The 15,842-nt window shown below is 70.9% G+C and carries 11 protein-coding genes, 2 tRNA genes and 1 other RNA gene; 11 read left to right on the forward strand and 3 right to left on the reverse strand.

What is annotated here, in order from left to right:
* The first annotated feature begins 2 nt into the window (after positions 1-2).
* From amrB to K3N28_RS10680, 4 genes are all read left to right on the forward strand, one after another.
* Positions 3-803: an AmmeMemoRadiSam system protein B gene (gene amrB, locus K3N28_RS10665; RefSeq protein ID WP_228092517.1), complete on the forward strand. Its 801-nt coding sequence runs from the start codon at positions 3-5 to the stop codon at positions 801-803.
* A 113-nt stretch (positions 804-916) separates the two neighbouring features.
* The gene (gene lysS, locus K3N28_RS10670) at positions 917-2,371 is read left to right on the forward strand and encodes a lysine--tRNA ligase (protein ID WP_374209750.1); all 1,455 of its coding nucleotides are present in this window, start codon (positions 917-919) and stop codon (positions 2,369-2,371) included.
* 278 nt (positions 2,372-2,649) lie between these two features.
* Positions 2,650-3,006 carry an Lsr2 family protein gene (locus K3N28_RS10675; protein ID WP_228092519.1) on the forward strand — a complete coding sequence of 119 codons (357 nt, stop codon included), beginning with the start codon at positions 2,650-2,652 and terminating at the stop codon, positions 3,004-3,006.
* Between the two features lie 303 nt (positions 3,007-3,309).
* A complete protein-coding gene (locus K3N28_RS10680) occupies positions 3,310-5,922 on the forward strand; it encodes an ATP-dependent Clp protease ATP-binding subunit (protein WP_228092520.1) in 2,613 nt (870 codons plus the stop codon).
* A gap of 320 nt (positions 5,923-6,242) precedes the next feature.
* Here K3N28_RS10680 and K3N28_RS10685 read toward each other — a convergent pair.
* Positions 6,243-6,330: transfer RNA gene (locus K3N28_RS10685), tRNA-Ser, on the reverse strand.
* 23 nt (positions 6,331-6,353) lie between these two features.
* On the reverse strand, positions 6,354-7,712 hold the full coding sequence (locus K3N28_RS10690; protein WP_228092521.1) for an MFS transporter: 1,359 nt from the start codon (positions 7,710-7,712) through the stop codon (positions 6,354-6,356).
* A 153-nt stretch (positions 7,713-7,865) separates the two neighbouring features.
* On the opposite strand from K3N28_RS10690, the gene K3N28_RS10695 reads away from it, so the two are divergent.
* The 4 genes from K3N28_RS10695 (at position 7,866) to K3N28_RS10710 (ending at position 10,089) form a co-directional block, all read left to right on the forward strand.
* Positions 7,866-9,296 carry a PLP-dependent aminotransferase family protein gene (locus tag K3N28_RS10695; protein WP_228092522.1) on the forward strand — a complete coding sequence of 477 codons (1,431 nt, stop codon included), beginning with the start codon at positions 7,866-7,868 and terminating at the stop codon, positions 9,294-9,296.
* Positions 9,297-9,457: 161 nt separating this feature from the next.
* Positions 9,458-9,551: signal recognition particle sRNA small type (gene ffs, locus K3N28_RS10700), an RNA gene on the forward strand.
* Positions 9,549-9,624 (forward strand) — tRNA-Thr (locus tag K3N28_RS10705). The genes ffs and K3N28_RS10705 overlap by 3 nt, the downstream gene beginning before the upstream one ends.
* 141 nt (positions 9,625-9,765) lie before the next feature.
* Entirely contained in the window at positions 9,766-10,089 is a 324-nt protein-coding gene (locus K3N28_RS10710; protein ID WP_228092523.1) for a hypothetical protein, read from the forward strand.
* On the opposite strand, the gene K3N28_RS10715 is transcribed toward K3N28_RS10710, so the two are convergent.
* Entirely contained in the window at positions 10,070-11,557 is a 1,488-nt protein-coding gene (locus K3N28_RS10715; protein WP_228092524.1) for an RICIN domain-containing protein, read from the reverse strand. The two genes, K3N28_RS10710 and K3N28_RS10715, sit on opposite strands and share 20 nt — an antisense overlap.
* 238 nt (positions 11,558-11,795) lie before the next feature.
* On the opposite strand from K3N28_RS10715, the gene K3N28_RS10720 reads away from it, so the two are divergent.
* From K3N28_RS10720 to recR, 3 genes are all read left to right on the forward strand, one after another.
* Positions 11,796-13,844: a DNA polymerase III subunit gamma and tau gene (locus tag K3N28_RS10720; protein WP_228092525.1), complete on the forward strand. Its 2,049-nt coding sequence runs from the start codon at positions 11,796-11,798 to the stop codon at positions 13,842-13,844.
* Positions 13,845-14,267: 423 nt separating this feature from the next.
* A complete protein-coding gene (locus K3N28_RS10725; RefSeq protein WP_228092526.1) occupies positions 14,268-14,606 on the forward strand; it encodes a YbaB/EbfC family nucleoid-associated protein in 339 nt (112 codons plus the stop codon).
* A gap of 409 nt (positions 14,607-15,015) precedes the next feature.
* Positions 15,016-15,612, forward strand: coding sequence for a recombination mediator RecR (gene recR / locus K3N28_RS10730; protein WP_228092527.1), 597 nt, complete (start codon positions 15,016-15,018; stop codon positions 15,610-15,612).
* The last annotated feature ends 230 nt before the right edge of the window (positions 15,613-15,842 follow it).

The raw sequence follows: 15,842 nt of genomic DNA on the forward strand, positions 1-15,842 counted from the left end.
CGATGCCTACGATCAAATCAGACACCGTGCGGCCCCCGGCCGTCGCCGGACGCTTCTACCCGGCCGACCCCGGGCAGCTCCGCGCCGACATCGAGCGCCTCATCGACACCGTCGGACCGGTGAGCGAACCGCTCGCCGCCGCCTACATCGCGCCCCACGCCGGATACGGCTACTCCGGCCCCGTGGCCGCCGAGGTCTACGCCCGCCTCGCCGCCCACCGCGGCCGCGTCAAGCGCGTCGTCCTCGTCGGCCCCTCCCACCACTCCCCGCTCCGCGGGCACGCCGCCGCGCCGTACGCGCGCTGGGACACGCCGCTCGGGCAGGTGCGGGCCGTCCCCACGACCGTCGTCGGCTCCTCCCGGCTGCCGCACCAGTCCGAGCACTCCCTGGAGGTGCAGCTGCCGTTCCTGCAGGTCGCCCTCGGCGAGGACATCGAGGTCACCCCGGTGGCCTGCGGGATGAGCCAGACCCCGGACACGGCCCGGGTCATCGCGGCCCTGCTGGAGGAGGCCGGCGAGGACGCGGTCCTCATCTGCTCCACGGACCTGTCGCACTACCACGACCAGGCCACGGCCGACCGCGTCGACGCCGCGACCGCCGAGGCGATCCGGAGCCTGCGCCCCCGCGAGATCGCCCCGCAGCACGCCTGCGGCGTGTTCGCCCTGCGCGGCACCCTCGCCTGGGCCGACGCGACCGGGCGGCGCCCGCGCCAGCTCGCGCTCGCCACGTCGGCGGAGACCGCCGGCCGCCCGGACCGCGTCGTCGGCTACCCGGCGTTCGCGATCGAGCGCCCGGTGGTGTGACACGCCGCGATGCGGCGAAACTCGCATGCCGCGCCGCGGCCGGGACATTTACCCTTGAACACGTGACCGAGCACGAGCAGACCACCGATTCCGGCGACGACCTTCCCGAGCAGATGCAGATCCGGCGCGAGAAGCGCGCCGCCCTCCTCGCGGAAGGCAAGGAGCCGTACGCGCTCGGCTATCCGCGCACCCACACGCTCGCCGAGCTGCGCGAGCAATTCGCGGGCCTCGCGGACGGCGAGTCCTCGGGCGTCACCGTCAGCACCACCGGACGGGTGATCTTCGTCCGCACGGCCGGGAAGCTCTGCTTCGCGCGCCTGCGCGACGGCGACGGCGCCGAGTTCCAGGTGATGCTCTCCCAGGCCCGCATCGGCGAGGACGCGCTCGGCGAGTGGAAGCGCCTGGCCGACATCGGCGACCACATCGGCGTCACCGGCGAGGTCGTCACCTCCAAGCGCGGCGAGCTGTCGGTCATGGCCGACTCCTTCACGATCACCTCGAAGGCCCTGCGCCCGCTTCCCGTGGCCCACAAGCCGCTCGCCGAGGAGACCCGCGTCCGCCAGCGGTACGTGGACCTCATCGTGCGCCCCGAGGCCCGCGCGAACGCCCGCAACCGCGCCAAGGTCGTCCGCTCGCTGCGCGAGCAGCTCGACGACCGGGACTTCATCGAGGTCGAGACGCCGATGATGCAGGTGCAGCCGGGCGGGGCCACCGCGCGGCCGTTCGTGACGCACATGAACGCGTACGACATGGACCTGTACTTGCGCATCGCCCCGGAGCTCTATCTGAAAAGGTGCGTGGTCGGCGGGATCGACCGCGTATTCGAGATCAACCGGAACTTCCGCAACGAGGGCGCCGACTCGTCGCATTCGCCGGAGTTCGCGATGCTGGAGGCTTATCAGGCCTACGGCGACTACCGCACCATCGCCGGGCTCACCCAGTCGCTCATTCAAGGCGCGGCCCGGTCGGTGTTCGGCTCCGAGACCGTGGAACTCGCCGACGGCGCCCAGTACGATCTCGGCGGCGAGTGGGCCGAGATCACCGTGTTCGGGTCCCTTTCCGAAGCCCTCGGAGAAACCGTGACCGTCGACACCCCGCTCGAGACGCTCCGCGCTTACGCGGACAAAGTCGAACTCGGCGTCGACCCCATGTGGGGACCGGGGAAACTCGCCGAGGAATTGTTCGAGCTGCTGGTCGCCGATCACCTCCACGAGCCCACGTTCGTCTTCGACTACCCCGAGGAGACCTCGCCGCTCACGCGCGGTCACCGCACCACTCCCAGGCTCACCGAGAAATGGGACCTGTACGTCCGCGGCTTCGAACTCGCCACCGGCTATTCGGAGCTGATCGACCCGGTGATCCAGCGCGAGCGACTGGAGGCGCAGGCCAGACTGGCCGCGAAGGGCGACGCCGAGGCGATGTCGGTCGACGAGGACTTCCTCCGCGCGATGGAGTACGGGCTGCCGCCGCTGTGCGGCATGGGCATGGGAATCGACCGGTTGCTTATGGCGCTCACCGGACTCGGTATCCGAGAGACCATCCTCTTCCCGCTGGTGAAACCCGAATAGCGAGCCAATGCGACCGCGCCGGCAGTGACGGGTCAATTCCCCGTCCGGCCTCCCCGACTTGCGACCGGTAAGTCGGCCCGGCCGCCGGCGCGGTCCCTTTTCGCCCTGACCCGGGAGCATGGACGCTTTCGATTCAACGGGACCGCCGCCGTAGCCGCGTATTCACAAATAGATGCGCCCACCCTCTTTCCCTTCGCTAATGGACTCGTATATGCTCTGGCACTAGCAAGACGGTTGTCCCGGCAGCGGTAGTCGCTACAGTTCGAGAGGAATTTGCCATGGCGAAGAAGACACAGGTCATCCTGATCGACGATATCGACGGCAGCAAGGCTGAGGAAACCGTCAAATTCGCCATCGACGGCCAGGCCTACGAGATCGATCTTTCAGCGTCGCACGCGAAGGAACTGCGCGATGCGCTGGAGAAATTCCAGGAGGCCGGCACTCGCCTCGGCCGCTACAGCCTCGGCGCGCCGCGCGGCCCGGTCCGCGGGGGCGGCGCCCCCCGCCGCCAGACCGTGGACCGCGAGCAGAACAAGGCCATCCGGGAGTGGGCCGAGCGCAACGGCAAGCGCGTCTCACCCCGTGGACGCATCCCGCAGGCGATCGTCGAGGAATACAACGCGGCGCACAACTAGTCCCGCAGTCCGGCGACCCGAATCGGTGCCCGTTCCCCGCCAGGGGAGCGGGCGTTTTCGATGCGGGCTTCGGCGGGCGTGTCGCACCCGCGCGGCGCCGTCAATTGGATTGCCGCGGCGGCGGGCGGGTATTGCGCTCACAGCGAACGTTTTATCACTGGGAATGGTCGAAGGTGCACGCTTGTTGTCACCCACGTGGCACCCGTCGTCCGCGGACCCGGGAGATAAGGTGTACCCACAGGGTTTTGCAAGCCACGACCAGTATCGACGACAAGTAGCGGCGGACGCGAGGAGCAGAAGCGCATGTTTGAACGGTTTACGGACCGTGCCCGACGCGTGGTCGTCCTGGCCCAAGAAGAAGCCAGGATGCTCAACCACAACTACATCGGCACGGAACACATCCTGCTCGGTCTCATCCACGAGGGCGAGGGCGTGGCGGCGAAGGCCCTGGAGAGCCTGGGCATCTCCCTCGAAGGCGTCCGCCAGCAGGTCGAGGAGATCATCGGCCAGGGCCAGCAGGCCCCGTCCGGGCACATCCCCTTCACCCCACGGGCGAAGAAGGTGCTCGAGCTGAGCCTGCGCGAAGCGCTGCAGCTGGGCCACAACTACATCGGGACCGAGCACATCCTGCTCGGCCTCATCCGCGAGGGCGAGGGCGTCGCCGCCCAGGTCCTCATCAAGCTCGGCGCCGACCTCAACCGGGTGCGCCAGCAGGTGCTGCAGCTCCTGTCCGGCTACCAGGGCAAGGAGCCCGCGGGCGCCACGTCCGGCGGCACCTCCCAGGAGGCGCAGCAGTCCGGCTCGCTCGTGCTCGACCAGTTCGGCCGCAACCTCACGCAGGCCGCCCGCGACGGCAAGCTCGACCCCGTGATCGGCCGTCAGCGCGAGATCGAGCGCGTCATGCAGGTGCTCTCGCGCCGCACCAAGAACAACCCGGTGCTCATCGGCGAGCCCGGCGTCGGCAAGACCGCCGCCGTCGAGGGCCTCGCGCAGGCGATCACCAAGGGCGAGGTCCCCGAGACGCTCAAGGACAAGCAGCTGTACACGCTGGACCTGGGCGCCCTGGTGGCCGGGTCCCGTTACCGCGGCGACTTCGAGGAGCGGCTGAAGAAGGTCCTCAAGGAGATCAAGACCCGCGGCGACATCATCCTCTTCATCGACGAGATCCACACGCTCGTCGGCGCGGGGGCCGCCGAGGGCGCGATCGACGCGGCCTCGATCCTCAAGCCGATGCTCGCCCGCGGCGAGCTGCAGACCATCGGCGCGACCACGCTCGACGAGTACCGCAAGTACCTCGAGAAGGACGCCGCCCTGGAGCGCCGCTTCCAGCCGATCCAGGTGGCCGAGCCGTCCCTGGCGCACACCATCGAGATCCTCAAGGGCCTGCGCGACCGCTACGAGGCCCACCACCGCGTCTCCATCACGGACGGCGCCCTGGTGCAGGCCGCGACGCTCGCGGACCGGTACATCTCGGACCGGTTCCTCCCGGACAAGGCCATCGACCTCATCGACGAGGCGGGCGCGCGCATGCGCATCCGCCGCATGACCGCTCCGCCGGACCTGCGCGAGATCGACGAGGAGATCGCCGAGACGCGCCGCCAGAAGGAGTCGGCGATCGACGCCCAGGACTTCGAGGCCGCCGCGCGCCTGCGCGACACCGAGAAGCGCCTCCACGAGAAGCGCGCCAAGCGCGAGCAGGAGTGGAAGGCCGGCGACCTCGACCAGGTCACCGAGGTCGACGAGGAGATGATCTCCGAGGTCCTCGCGAACTGGACCGGCATCCCGGTCTACAAGCTGACCGAGGAGGAGACCTCCCGCCTGCTGCGCATGGAGGAGGAGATCCACAAGCGCATCATCGGGCAGGAGGACGCCGTCAAGGCCGTCTCCAAGGCCATCCGGCGCACCCGCGCGGGGCTCAAGGACCCGAAGCGCCCCTCCGGTTCGTTCATCTTCGCCGGCCCGTCCGGTGTGGGTAAGACCGAGCTGGCGAAGGCGCTCGCGGAGTTCCTGTTCGGCTCCGAGGACGCGCTGATCCAGCTCGACATGTCCGAGTTCCACGACCGCTACACGGTCTCGCGCCTCGTCGGCGCGCCTCCCGGCTACGTCGGCTACGACGAGGGCGGGCAGCTCACCGAGAAGGTCCGCAGGAAGCCGTTCAGCGTGGTCCTGTTCGACGAGATCGAGAAGGCCCACCCGGACGTGTTCAACACGCTTCTGCAGATCCTGGAGGACGGTCGCCTGACCGACGGCCAGGGCCGCATCGTGGACTTCAAGAACACGGTGCTGATCCTGACCACGAACCTCGGCACGAGGGACGTCGGCAAGGCCGTGTCGCTGGGCTTCCAGGCCGACTCGAGCGAGGGCGGCGACTACGACCGGATGAAGGAGAAGGTCAACGAGGAGCTGAAGAACCACTTCCGCCCCGAGTTCCTGAACCGCATCGACGACACGATCGTGTTCCCCAAGCACACGCAGGAGGCGATCGTCGCGATCGTCGACCTGATGGTCAAGCGCATCGAGGACCAGCTCGCGAACCGCGACATGGCCTTGGAGCTGACCGACAACGCGAAGCTGTACCTGGGGCACAAGGGCTACGACCCGGTGCTGGGCGCGCGGCCGCTGCGCCGCACGATCCAGCGCGAGATCGAGGACACGCTCTCGGAGAAGATCCTCTTCAACGAGTTCGTGGCCGGGCAGATCGTCATCGTGGACGTCGACGGCGACCCGAAGGACATCGAGAAGACCAACCTCGTGTTCCGGGGCGCCGACAAGCCCGCGGGCGTGCCGGACACGCCGCCGACCGAGCTGGCCGGTGAGCGGGCGCCCAAGAGCCCGAGCGCCGGAACCGGCACGATGCCCCCCAAGAGCCCCGGTGCGGGCCCCAGGGGCGGCATGGCCGGCGAGGGCGGCGCCTAGCCGGTAGGGCTGCAAGCGCGAGGCACGCAGTGAGAGGGGCGGGACCGAGGGTCCCGCCCCTTTCGCGTGGGCCGACGGGACGGTGAGCGTCCCGCGAGGCAGCCGCAGGAGAGCAGAGGGCTCTTCGCCGCCGCAAGCGGCGGCTCGGTGGCGAGCCGGGTACCGGCGTCTGGGGAGTCGATGAGTCCCATGCGGTTCGCAACCCTGGCGCGTCCTCAGCGGGGGACGACAGCGGAAATCACCGGGCGCGCACAGCAAGAAGCCGACCGGCTCGCAAGAACCGGTCGGCTGCTGTTTCCGCAGGTCGACCCTGCTGCTCGTGGCGGAGGATAGGGGATTCGAACCCCTGAGGGCGTTAACCCAACACGCTTTCCAAGCGTGCGCACTAGGCCACTATGCGAATCCTCCGCGGGGAAGCTTACCGGATCGCCTCAGCGGTCCTGAGCCGGGCCGTCCGGCGTGACCTGCGTTGCACCGTCACCGGGCGCTTCCGGCTCGGTGCCGTCCGCCTCGGTTGCACCGGGAGTCGCCGGCAGGTCGCGCAGGCGGATCACGGGGGACAGGACGAGGGCGACCAGGACGGCCGCGGAGCCGATCGCCGCCACGGTCAGCGCGCTGTGCGCGCCGATCCGGCCGGCGAGCAGGCCGGCGGCCAGTCCGCCGAGCGCGCCGCCGCCGAACAGCAGGGTGCGGAAGACCGCGGTCATCCGCCCCATCATCGACTGCGGCGTACTGGCTTGGCGGAGGCTGACGATGACGACCCCGGCGACGCCCAGGCCGAGGTAGGTCGTGAAGAAGGAGAGGATGAACATCCCCACCATCACCGGCCGGGGCCCGCCGGCGACGACGATCAGGGCCGGTCCGACGAGCAGGGCCGACTGGGCGACGAGGTAGACCAGTCCGAGCCGGAACCGCCGGATGACGCTGCGGGAGATCGCCGCTCCTATCAGGCCGCCCACCGAGGCGGTGGCGAGGATGCCGCCGAGGGTCGCCGAGTCCAGGTGCAGGTCGCGGGTGCCGTACAGCAGGAACATGGTCCATACGGTCACCATGGAGAAGTTGCAGCAGCACCCGATCAGGGCGAGTGAGCGCAGGACCGGGCTCCCGATCACCCAGCGCAGGCCCTCGCGCAGCTCCGTCGGCAGGTGCCGCCTCGGGGGCGGTGCGGGCCGGGGCTCGGGCGCGCGGATGAGCAGCAGCGAGACCAGGGACAGCAGGTACGAGCAGGCGTCGACGATGAGCGCGACGGGCGCGCTGACGGCGCTGATCAGCAACCCCGCCAGCCCCGGGCCCGCCACATCGGCCGCCGACGAGCTCATGCCCATCTTGGCGCCCGCTTCGACGTAGTGCTTCGGGTCGCGCACGAGCGCGGGCACGTACGCCATCCAGCTCACGTCGAACAGCACCGAGGCGATGCCGACGGCGCAGGCGATCACCAGGAGGAAGGCCATGCTGAGCGCGTCGGTCCAGTAGAGGAGGGGCACCAGCGCGAGCAGGACCGCGCGTGCGAGGTTCGCGCCGAGCATGATCGGCCGGCGCCGGACCCGGTCCGCCCACACCCCGAAGACCAGCGCGAGGCCGAGGTACGGCACGAGCTGCAGGAATCGCAGGACGCCGACCTGCTCGTCGCCGGCGTTGAAGGCGAGGATCGCGGTCAGCGGCAGGGCGAGGTTCGTGACCTGGGTGCCGAGCAGCGAGACGGACTCGCCGAACCAGAATTTGAGGAAGTCGCCGTTGTGCCAGAGGCTCCGCTCGGACGCTGCCGTGGGTCGCGTCTGCGTGGCGGTCATCGCGGCCTCCGGCCGCCGGGACGGCGCGAGGGCGCTTCGCGGTGCAGGCGGACGAGCGCCGGCCCATGGTCCGCGCGGAGAACCCGGCGGCGATCGGCTGCGCGGGAGTGAAGTGCTTCCGGCACCGATCCAGAAGCGCTACTATGATCTCTCATGAATAACAGTAGCACTTCTGCGGATCTGGCCGCCGGTCTCCGCGCGCTGCTCTCCCGGCTCCGACCCGGCGACCGCCTGCCGAGCAGCCGGGAACTGGTCAGGGAATACCGGGTCGGGCCGGCGACCGTGGCTCGGGCCATCGCCGCACTCGCCGCCGAAGGCGCCGTGGTCACCCGCCCCGGCAGCGGCACCTTCAAAGCACCGCAGGGCCGACCGCGCGACCGCGCCGCCGACGGCGCCGCCGACACCGACTGGCAGACGGTCGCCCTCACCGACCGCGCCGTCGACGTCAGCCTCGTCGCCGACCCGCTCGGGCCGGCCCCGGCCGGCGCCATCGCCATGGACGGCGGCTACGTGCACCCCTCGCTCCAACCGACCCGGGCGTTGAGCGCGGCCCTCGCACGCGCCGCACGGCACCCGCAGGCCTGGGAGCGCGCCCCGGCCGCCGGCCTGACGGCCCTGCGCACGGTCCTCGCCCGGACCGTCGGCGCTGGCGTGGCCGCCGACGACGTCCTGGTCACCGCCGGCGGGCAGAGCGCGCTGTCGATCGCGTTCCGGGCCATCGCCGGACCCGGCAGTCCGGTCCTGGTGGAGTCGCCGACCTACCCGCTGGCGCTGGCCGCCGCCCGCGCCGCGCAGCTGCGGCCCGTCCCCGTGCCGATCGACGCCGACGGACTGCGCCCGGACATGCTGGCCGACGCCTTCGCGATGACCGGCGCGCGACTGCTGTACTGCCAGCCGACCTTCCAGAACCCCACGGGCGCCGTGCTGGCGCCCGAGCGACGCCGCCAAGTACTCGACATCGCCCGCGCCGCGGGCGCGTTCGTGATCGAGGACGACTTCGCGAGGCACCTGGGGCACGGCGGCCCCGTGCCCCGGCCCCTGATCGACGACGACGAAAACGGCACGGTCGTGCACGTCACCTCGCTCACCAAGCCCACCGCGCCGAGCATGCGGATCGGCGCGCTGGTGGCCCGCGGACCGGTCATGGAGCGGATGCGCGCGGTGCGCCTGGTCGACGACTTCTTCATCGCCCGGCCGCTGCAGGAGGCCGCGTCCGAAGTGCTCAGCTCCCCGTCCTGGGACCGGCATGTCCGCACCCTCGGCGCGGCGCTGCGCGAACGGTGCGCCGTGCTGGCCGCCGCCCTGGCCCGGGAGGCCCCTGGAGCGGTGGTGGCGCGGATGCCGACGGGAGGGCTGCACCTGTGGGTCCGCCTGCCGCCCGGGGCCGACGACGCCCGCCTCGCCGGCGCCGCCCGGATGCGAGGCGTGGCCGTGAGCGCGGGCGGGCGCTACTTCGCCACCGAGTCGCCGGCGCCCCACCTGCGCATCGGGTTCGCCGCCACGGCCGATCTCGCGGAGTTGACCGAGGGCGCCCGCCGGCTGGGGGCCGCGCTCGCGGAACTCGACCTGGAGCCTCAGGAGTGAGGCCGACCCGCTGCCGGCTCGGGGGCCTGCGGTCGGACTCGAAGTAGGTGATCCCGCGGGGAGGGCGGCGAGGCCCGGTCCGCCCGATCGGGGGCCGTGACCTCGGTGACCCTCGGGGCTCGCCCGCTTCGGGTTCGCCGCCGGGGTGCGGTAGGCTATTGCCCGTCCCTCATGCGGCGTCATCTTGTGAACCTCCCCAGGGCCGGAAGGCAGCAAGGATAAGCGAGCTCTGGCGGGTGCGTGAGGGACCCAGCCGCCTTAGCTCAGTCGGCAGAGCGATTCACTCGTAATGAATAGGTCGTCGGTTCGATTCCGACAGGCGGCTCCAGCAGCAGAAAGACCCTGGTCACCCAGGGTCTTTTTCTCTGCCCGAGAAGCCCGCTCACGCGGCCGCGCCAGGTCGGCCCGCGCTCACGCGGCCGCTCCCGGCAGGACCGCCCGCCCCTGGGGCCGCCGGCGGGCAGGCCCGATGCCGCTCCTCGCCGAATCGCTCCTCCCGTCCAGGCTCGGCGGCCTCGGCGGAGTGCTCATCGGGACGGCCGTGACCGCGCTGCACGCGCCCTCGCGGGCGCGGCCGGCGGTCGTGCCGCACTGGGCGACCGCAGGCGGTGCGGCCGCCACGCTGTTCATCGGCACGGTCGCCGGGCTCGACCCGGCGGTGCGGGCCTCCCGGCCCTCGCCGACCGAGACCCTCCCGCGCAGTGACGAGAACACCCGCCGCCGCAGAGCCGATCTGCGGCGGCGGGCGCTCGCCGTGAACTCAGTTCACGGTACTAAATGTACTGATCGATGATCGGCGTCAACCGGTTCGCGATCTTCCGGTGCCCCTGATCGCTGGGATGGACGCTGTCGACGAGGTCCCCGGAGTCGGGGAGCCAGCCGGTCGTGTCGACGAAGTGCACCTTCGCGTCGCCCGCGCCGACGCGGGCGTTCACGGCCGCCTGGGTCTCGGCGCTGTAGCGGCCCCGGAACGTCTCCATCGCGAAGATCTGCGCGTTCGGGTACGCCTGGCGGACCCGTTCGAGCATCACGATGTAGTTCTGCTGGAACTGCGCACCCGAGACGCCGTGCCCGACGTCGTTCGTGCCCAGGTTGATCACCACGGCCGTGGCCTGGTAGCGGGAGAAGTCCCAGTCGTCGCCCGAGACCCACGCCGACGAGCGGCGGAACCAGTCCATCATCCCGTAGCAGTCCTGGCTGACCAGGCACGCGCCGCCCTGCGCGACCTGGGTGTGCCCGGCGTTCAGGTTGTCGCCCACCAGGTACCCGTACGCGGTGAAGGGCCGATCGCCGTTCGGCTGGCCCACGGTGATCGAGTCGCCGATGAACTCGATGAAGTTCGCCGGCCGCGCGCTCGCCGCCGTCGAACCGCCCGGGGCGAGGAGGAACCCGCCGAAGGCCGGGTCGCCGTTGTAGGAGCCGGCGCGCTCGCGGAAGCCGATCCGGATCGTGTGCGCGCCCGGGCTCAGGCCCGTCCGGACGGTCGCGTTCCCGGAGACGCCGCGCATCCACGTCTCGGCGCCGCCGTCGATCGAGTAGTACATGTCGATGGTGCCCCGCAGCTTGACGCCGATGGAGGAGCCGGTGAAGGCCGTCTCGACGTAACCGCCGGCCCAGCCCATCGTGTACCAGGACGCGTCGGCGGTGTTCCAGCGCCCGTAGTACTGCACGTTCGGGTCGGTGAGCGAACCGTTCCCGGTCGCCCCGCCGGACTCGACCGGCACGAGCTTCCAGTGCTGCGTCTCGCGGTTGTTGCGGTCGTACTGGGAGACGCGGCTGCCCGGGGTGGTCGCCGCGGCCCAGTTGTCGAGGGCCTTGCCGGAGTTGCGGTTCACCAGTTCGACGCTGCCGTCGGACTGGTCGTTGACCTGCCACTGCTGGTTGGCGCCGTTGTTGTCGGCCCACTGGACGACGTCGGCGCCGTTCGCGGTCGACTTGGCGTAGACGTCGAGTACCTGATTCGAGTGCCGGGCTTGGATCCGGTAATGGCCGCCGCCGGAGTCGACGAAACGGAACTGCTGGTCGGCGGCGTTCGACGGGGAGGCGAGGACCGCCGTCGCGCCGGCGGTGGTCGAGCCGTTCTGGATGCTGACGGCCAGACCGGAGTGGTCGTTGACGATCCGGTACCAGACGTCGGTCTCCACGGCGGCGGCCGGAGCGGCGGTGAGGACGGTGAGGCCCGCGGCGGTGCAGACGGCGACCGCGGCGGCGGCCAGCCAGCGCGCGAGGCGCGGGCGGCGAGGTGGAGCGGGAGAACGCAAGGGGGAACTCCTTAGATTGAAACGTTTAAATACGTTGTACTGCTAGAGGATACCGCTTGCAGATCAGTGAGACCACCCCTCGAGACGTCCGAGATCAGAGGATCGCCGAACCGTCACCACGCCGACCGCTCCGCCGCGATGTGCCGCCCGCACCAACACCGACGGTCGCGCCGCCGAACGTCGGACCCAGGCCGTACCCTGGCATCAGACCCAAGAGCCCGGCTAGCTGGAGGACGACGTGGCACTCGCGCTGTACCGCAAATACCGGCCGCAGACCTTCGCCGAAGTCGTCGGCCAAGAACACGTCACCGAACCCCTCATCAACGCCATCCGGGCCGGACGCCTCAACCACGCGTACCTGTTCTCCGGACCCCGCGGCTGCGGCAAGACCTCCTCGGCGCGCATCCTCGCCCGCTCCCTCAACTGCGCCCAGGGCCCCACCCCCGAACCCTGCGGCGAATGCAACTCCTGCCGCGCGCTCGCGGCCGACGGACACGGCTCGGTCGACGTCATCGAGATCGACGCCGCCAGCCACGGCGGCGTCGACGACGCCCGCGAACTGCGCGAACGCGCCGTCTTCGCCCCCGTCGACTCCCGCTTCAAGATCTACATCATCGACGAAGCGCACATGGTCACCGCCGCGGGCTTCAACGCCCTGCTCAAGCTCGTCGAAGAACCCCCGGACTACGTCCTCTTCATCTTCGCCACCACCGAACCGGACAAGGTCCTCCCGACCATCCGCTCCCGCACCCACCACTACCCGTTCCGGCTCATCCCGCCGCCCGCCATGCGCGAACTGTGCCGGAAACTCTGCGACGAAGAGGGCGCGGTCGTCGCCGACGACGTCCTCCCGCTCGTCGTCCGCGCCGGCGGCGGCTCCGCCCGCGACACCCTCTCCGTGCTCGACCAGCTCATCGCCGGCGCCGGGCCCGAAGGCGTCACCTACGAACGCGCGGCCGGCCTCCTCGGCGTGACCGACGCGGGCCTCCTCGACGAGATGTGCGAGGCCTTCGCCGCCGCCGACGGCGCGGCCGTCATGGAAGTGGTCGAACGCGTCGTCGAAGGCGGCCACGACCCCCGGCGCTTCGCCGGCGACCTCCTCGAACGCCTCCGCGACCTCATCGTCCTCACCCAAGTTCCCGACGCGGGCCCGGCCGGACTCGTCGACGCCCCGGCCGACCAGCTCGCGAAGATGACCAGCCAGGCCACCCGCATGGGCACCTCCACCCTGACCCGCATGGCCGAGGTCATCGCCGCCGGCCTCGCCGGCATGCGCGGCGCGACCGCCCCGCGCCTCCTGCTCGAACTCGCCTGCGTGCGCGCGATCCTGCCCGGCTCCGACGAGTCGATGGCCGGACTCATGCAACGCCTGGAGACCCTGGAGCAACGCGCCGCCGGCGCCGCATTCGCCGCGCCGCGCGACGCGAGCGGACCGACCCCGACCGGCCCCGCCGCCGCACGCACCGCGCTGGCGAGGGCCACGGGCGGCACCGCCCCGTCGCCCCGGCCCGCACCCGCCGCGGCCGAGACGGCCTCCGAACCGGTCGCGCCGCCGTCTGTCGAAGCCGTCGAGCCGGTCCGTGTGGCGACCGCCGTCGAAGCCACGGTCGAGGCGGTCGCCGTCACGGCCGAGCCGACGCCGCCATGGGACGAGGAACCCGAAGCGCCGTCGGCGAGCGCGCCGGCGCAGGCGCCGGCCGACGACTGGGCCGACGCGGAGCCCGTCCCGGCGGCGGCCCCTGCGCCTGCTGAGGGGCCTGCGGCCGGTGGCGGCATGACGGCCGCGTCGATCCGCCGCCAGTGGGACCGGATCATGATGGCGGTCAAGGACCGTAAGCGGACCACCGCGGCGCTCCTGCAGGAGGCGACGATCGCCGACGCCACCGACAGCGAAGTGGTGCTGGCCTTCAAGCACGCCTTCCACGCCGAGAACCTGCAGAAGGAGCCCGCCTACGGGATCGTGGTGCAGGTCTTCAACGAAGTGCTCGGCGGGAACTGGAAGATCCGGTGCGAAGTGGGGGAGGCGGCGAACCTCCCAAAAGCGGGGACGGGGGCGGCGCGGGTCCCCGCGCCTAGCAGCGCCGCGCCCGCGCAGCGGCGCGCCGCGAGCCCTCCGCCTCGCCAGTCCTTCCCGCCGCAGGCGCCGGAGTCGTTCGAGGAGCCGCCGCCGGAGGACTTCGACGAGCCGAGCCCGGACGACCCGGTCGCCCCGGGCGGCTTCGGCACCAGCGAGGAGCAGGCCGTGAAGCTCCTGACGACCGCCTTCGGCGCCAAGCAGATCGCCTGACGCCGCGCCGAGTTATCCACAAGCAACTGACCTGCGGATACGCCGAACTCCCCAGAGTTATCCACAGGAGGGAAACTCGCTGTTGTCGCTTGACTACGGGGCATGTTGTAGTAGATAGCAAAAAAGCCATCTGGCTCTTGCGGGATGGCGGCGACATAGGGGATTCGCGAACGTCGCCATACCGAGGCCGCGCGCGGGAAGCCGCCCGCGTGCGGTCCCTGCAGGAGCCTCCGCCTCCATGGGGGCACGCGTGGCGGCCGAGTCCGGACTCGGCCGCCACGCGAATACACAACGCTCGCGCCGAAACGCGCGCCGATGGGCCGGCTCTCGGCCAGGCGTGCTCAGCGGGTGCGTGTCGTGCCGGGCGGCTAGGCTGGCAGGGAACCGAGGAATCCCGAAGCCGACCGGCGAGGAGTGATCGAGATGTTCCCAGGCGGAGACATGGGCAAGCTGCTGCAGCAGGCGCAGCAGATGCAGGCCGACATGATGCAGGCCCAGGCCGAACTGGCCGAGACCGAGGTCAGCGCCTCTGCGGGCGGGGGCCTGGTCACCGCCACGGTCACCGGCGACGGTGAGCTCCGCGGGGTCAAGATCGACCCGAAAGCCGTCGACCCGGAAGACGTCGAGACCCTCGAAGACCTCATCCTCGCCGCGGTTCAGGCCGCGACCGAGGACGCGAAGCGTCTCGCCGCCGAGAAGATGGGCCCGCTCGGCGACGCCCTCGGCGGCATGACCGGCGGCCTCGGCCTCCCGGGCATGTAACCCCGATGCCCTAGGGCCGCCAGGTCATAGCGCAGCCGGTCCCGAAGCGCCAGGCAGTACGGCAACGGCGCATCGTGACCACGACGCACCAGGGCCGCTGAGCATTGGCCCCTTGCGACCGCCGTCACTGGGGCCGCATGGCAACGGTGTATCGCGACCCGGGAGCGCCGGGGGTCCATCGGCCAAGGCGTGTCGCCGCCGTGAATCGCTGTGGTCCAACGGTGGAAGTGCATCGCGAACCGCCGGGGCTTTACGGCTTCGGTGCATCGCGACCGTGATCCACCGGGGCCGGCGCGGCAGAGCCGGTTTCCGGCTTTGCGGCGCGTCTGCCGCGACTGATCGCGTGGCCGCCGCGCTGACCGTACTTGTCCATATTGACCACGCTTGAGCTGCAGGAAAAGAGAGATCCTTGTACGACGGGGCTTTGGGCGATTTGATCGAAGAGCTGGGCCAGCTCCCGGGCATCGGCCCGAAGAGCGCTCAGCGGCTCGCCTTCCATCTGCTCGCCTCCGACAGCGCCGACGTCGAGCGCCTCACTTCCGCGCTTGAGCGCGTCAAGGCCCAGGTGCGGTTCTGTGAGAACTGCGGCAACGTCACCGAGGCCGAGCAGTGCGGGATCTGCCGGGACCCCCGGCGCACCGAGACGCTCATCTGCGTCGTGGAGGAGCCCAAGGACGTGCTCGCCGTCGAGCGCACCGGCGAGTTCCGGGGCCGCTATCACGTGCTCGGCGGGGCGATCAACCCGCTGGAGGGCATCGGCCCCGACGACCTGCGCATCCGCCAGCTCATGGTGCGGCTCCAAAAGGGAGAGACCAAGGAGCTGATCCTCGCCACCGATCCCAACACCGAGGGCGAGGCCACCGCCACCTACCTGGCGATGCTCGTGAAGCCCATGGGCTTCAAGGTCACCCGCCTCGCCAGCGGACTGCCCGTCGGCGGGGACCTCGAGTACGCCGACGAGGTGACCCTCGGGCGGGCCTTCTCCGGCCGCCGCGACGTGGACTGAGGAGGTGCTCGTCCGCCTTTCCAGTGGGTGGGATTCGCGGTCGTGTCGCTTCGGTCTATCGCCGGGCGCGCTTGGTCCGGGCACTGCGCCGTATGCCGTCTCCTGGCGTGTCGGATCCGTGGTCCGATCGCTTCGGGTTCCCGGCGGTGCGTGCTTGCTTCGGTCGCCCTGACTTGGACCGGTTTGGTCCCTCTGGTCCTCCGCGCGGCAGGTCGCCTCGGCGGGGCCTT

Source organism: Glycomyces sp. TRM65418, from assembly GCF_019710475.1.
Taxonomy (GTDB): Bacteria; Actinomycetota; Actinomycetes; order Mycobacteriales; family Micromonosporaceae; genus Glycomyces.

What these genes read in the sequence shown, in the direction of transcription:
- amrB (WP_228092517.1), top strand. Translation starts at nt 3, where the DNA reads ATGCCTACGATCAAATCAGACACCGTGCGGCCCCCGGCCGTCGCCGGA.
- lysS (WP_374209750.1), top strand. Translation starts at nt 917, where the DNA reads ATGCAGATCCGGCGCGAGAAGCGCGCCGCCCTCCTCGCGGAAGGCAAG.
- K3N28_RS10675 (WP_228092519.1), top strand. Translation starts at nt 2,650, where the DNA reads ATGGCGAAGAAGACACAGGTCATCCTGATCGACGATATCGACGGCAGC.
- K3N28_RS10680 (WP_228092520.1), top strand. Translation starts at nt 3,310, where the DNA reads ATGTTTGAACGGTTTACGGACCGTGCCCGACGCGTGGTCGTCCTGGCC.
- K3N28_RS10690 (WP_228092521.1), bottom strand. Translation starts at nt 7,712, where the DNA reads ATGACCGCCACGCAGACGCGACCCACGGCAGCGTCCGAGCGGAGCCTC.
- K3N28_RS10695 (WP_228092522.1), top strand. Translation starts at nt 7,866, where the DNA reads ATGAATAACAGTAGCACTTCTGCGGATCTGGCCGCCGGTCTCCGCGCG.
- K3N28_RS10710 (WP_228092523.1), top strand. Translation starts at nt 9,766, where the DNA reads ATGCCGCTCCTCGCCGAATCGCTCCTCCCGTCCAGGCTCGGCGGCCTC.
- K3N28_RS10725 (WP_228092526.1), top strand. Translation starts at nt 14,268, where the DNA reads ATGTTCCCAGGCGGAGACATGGGCAAGCTGCTGCAGCAGGCGCAGCAG.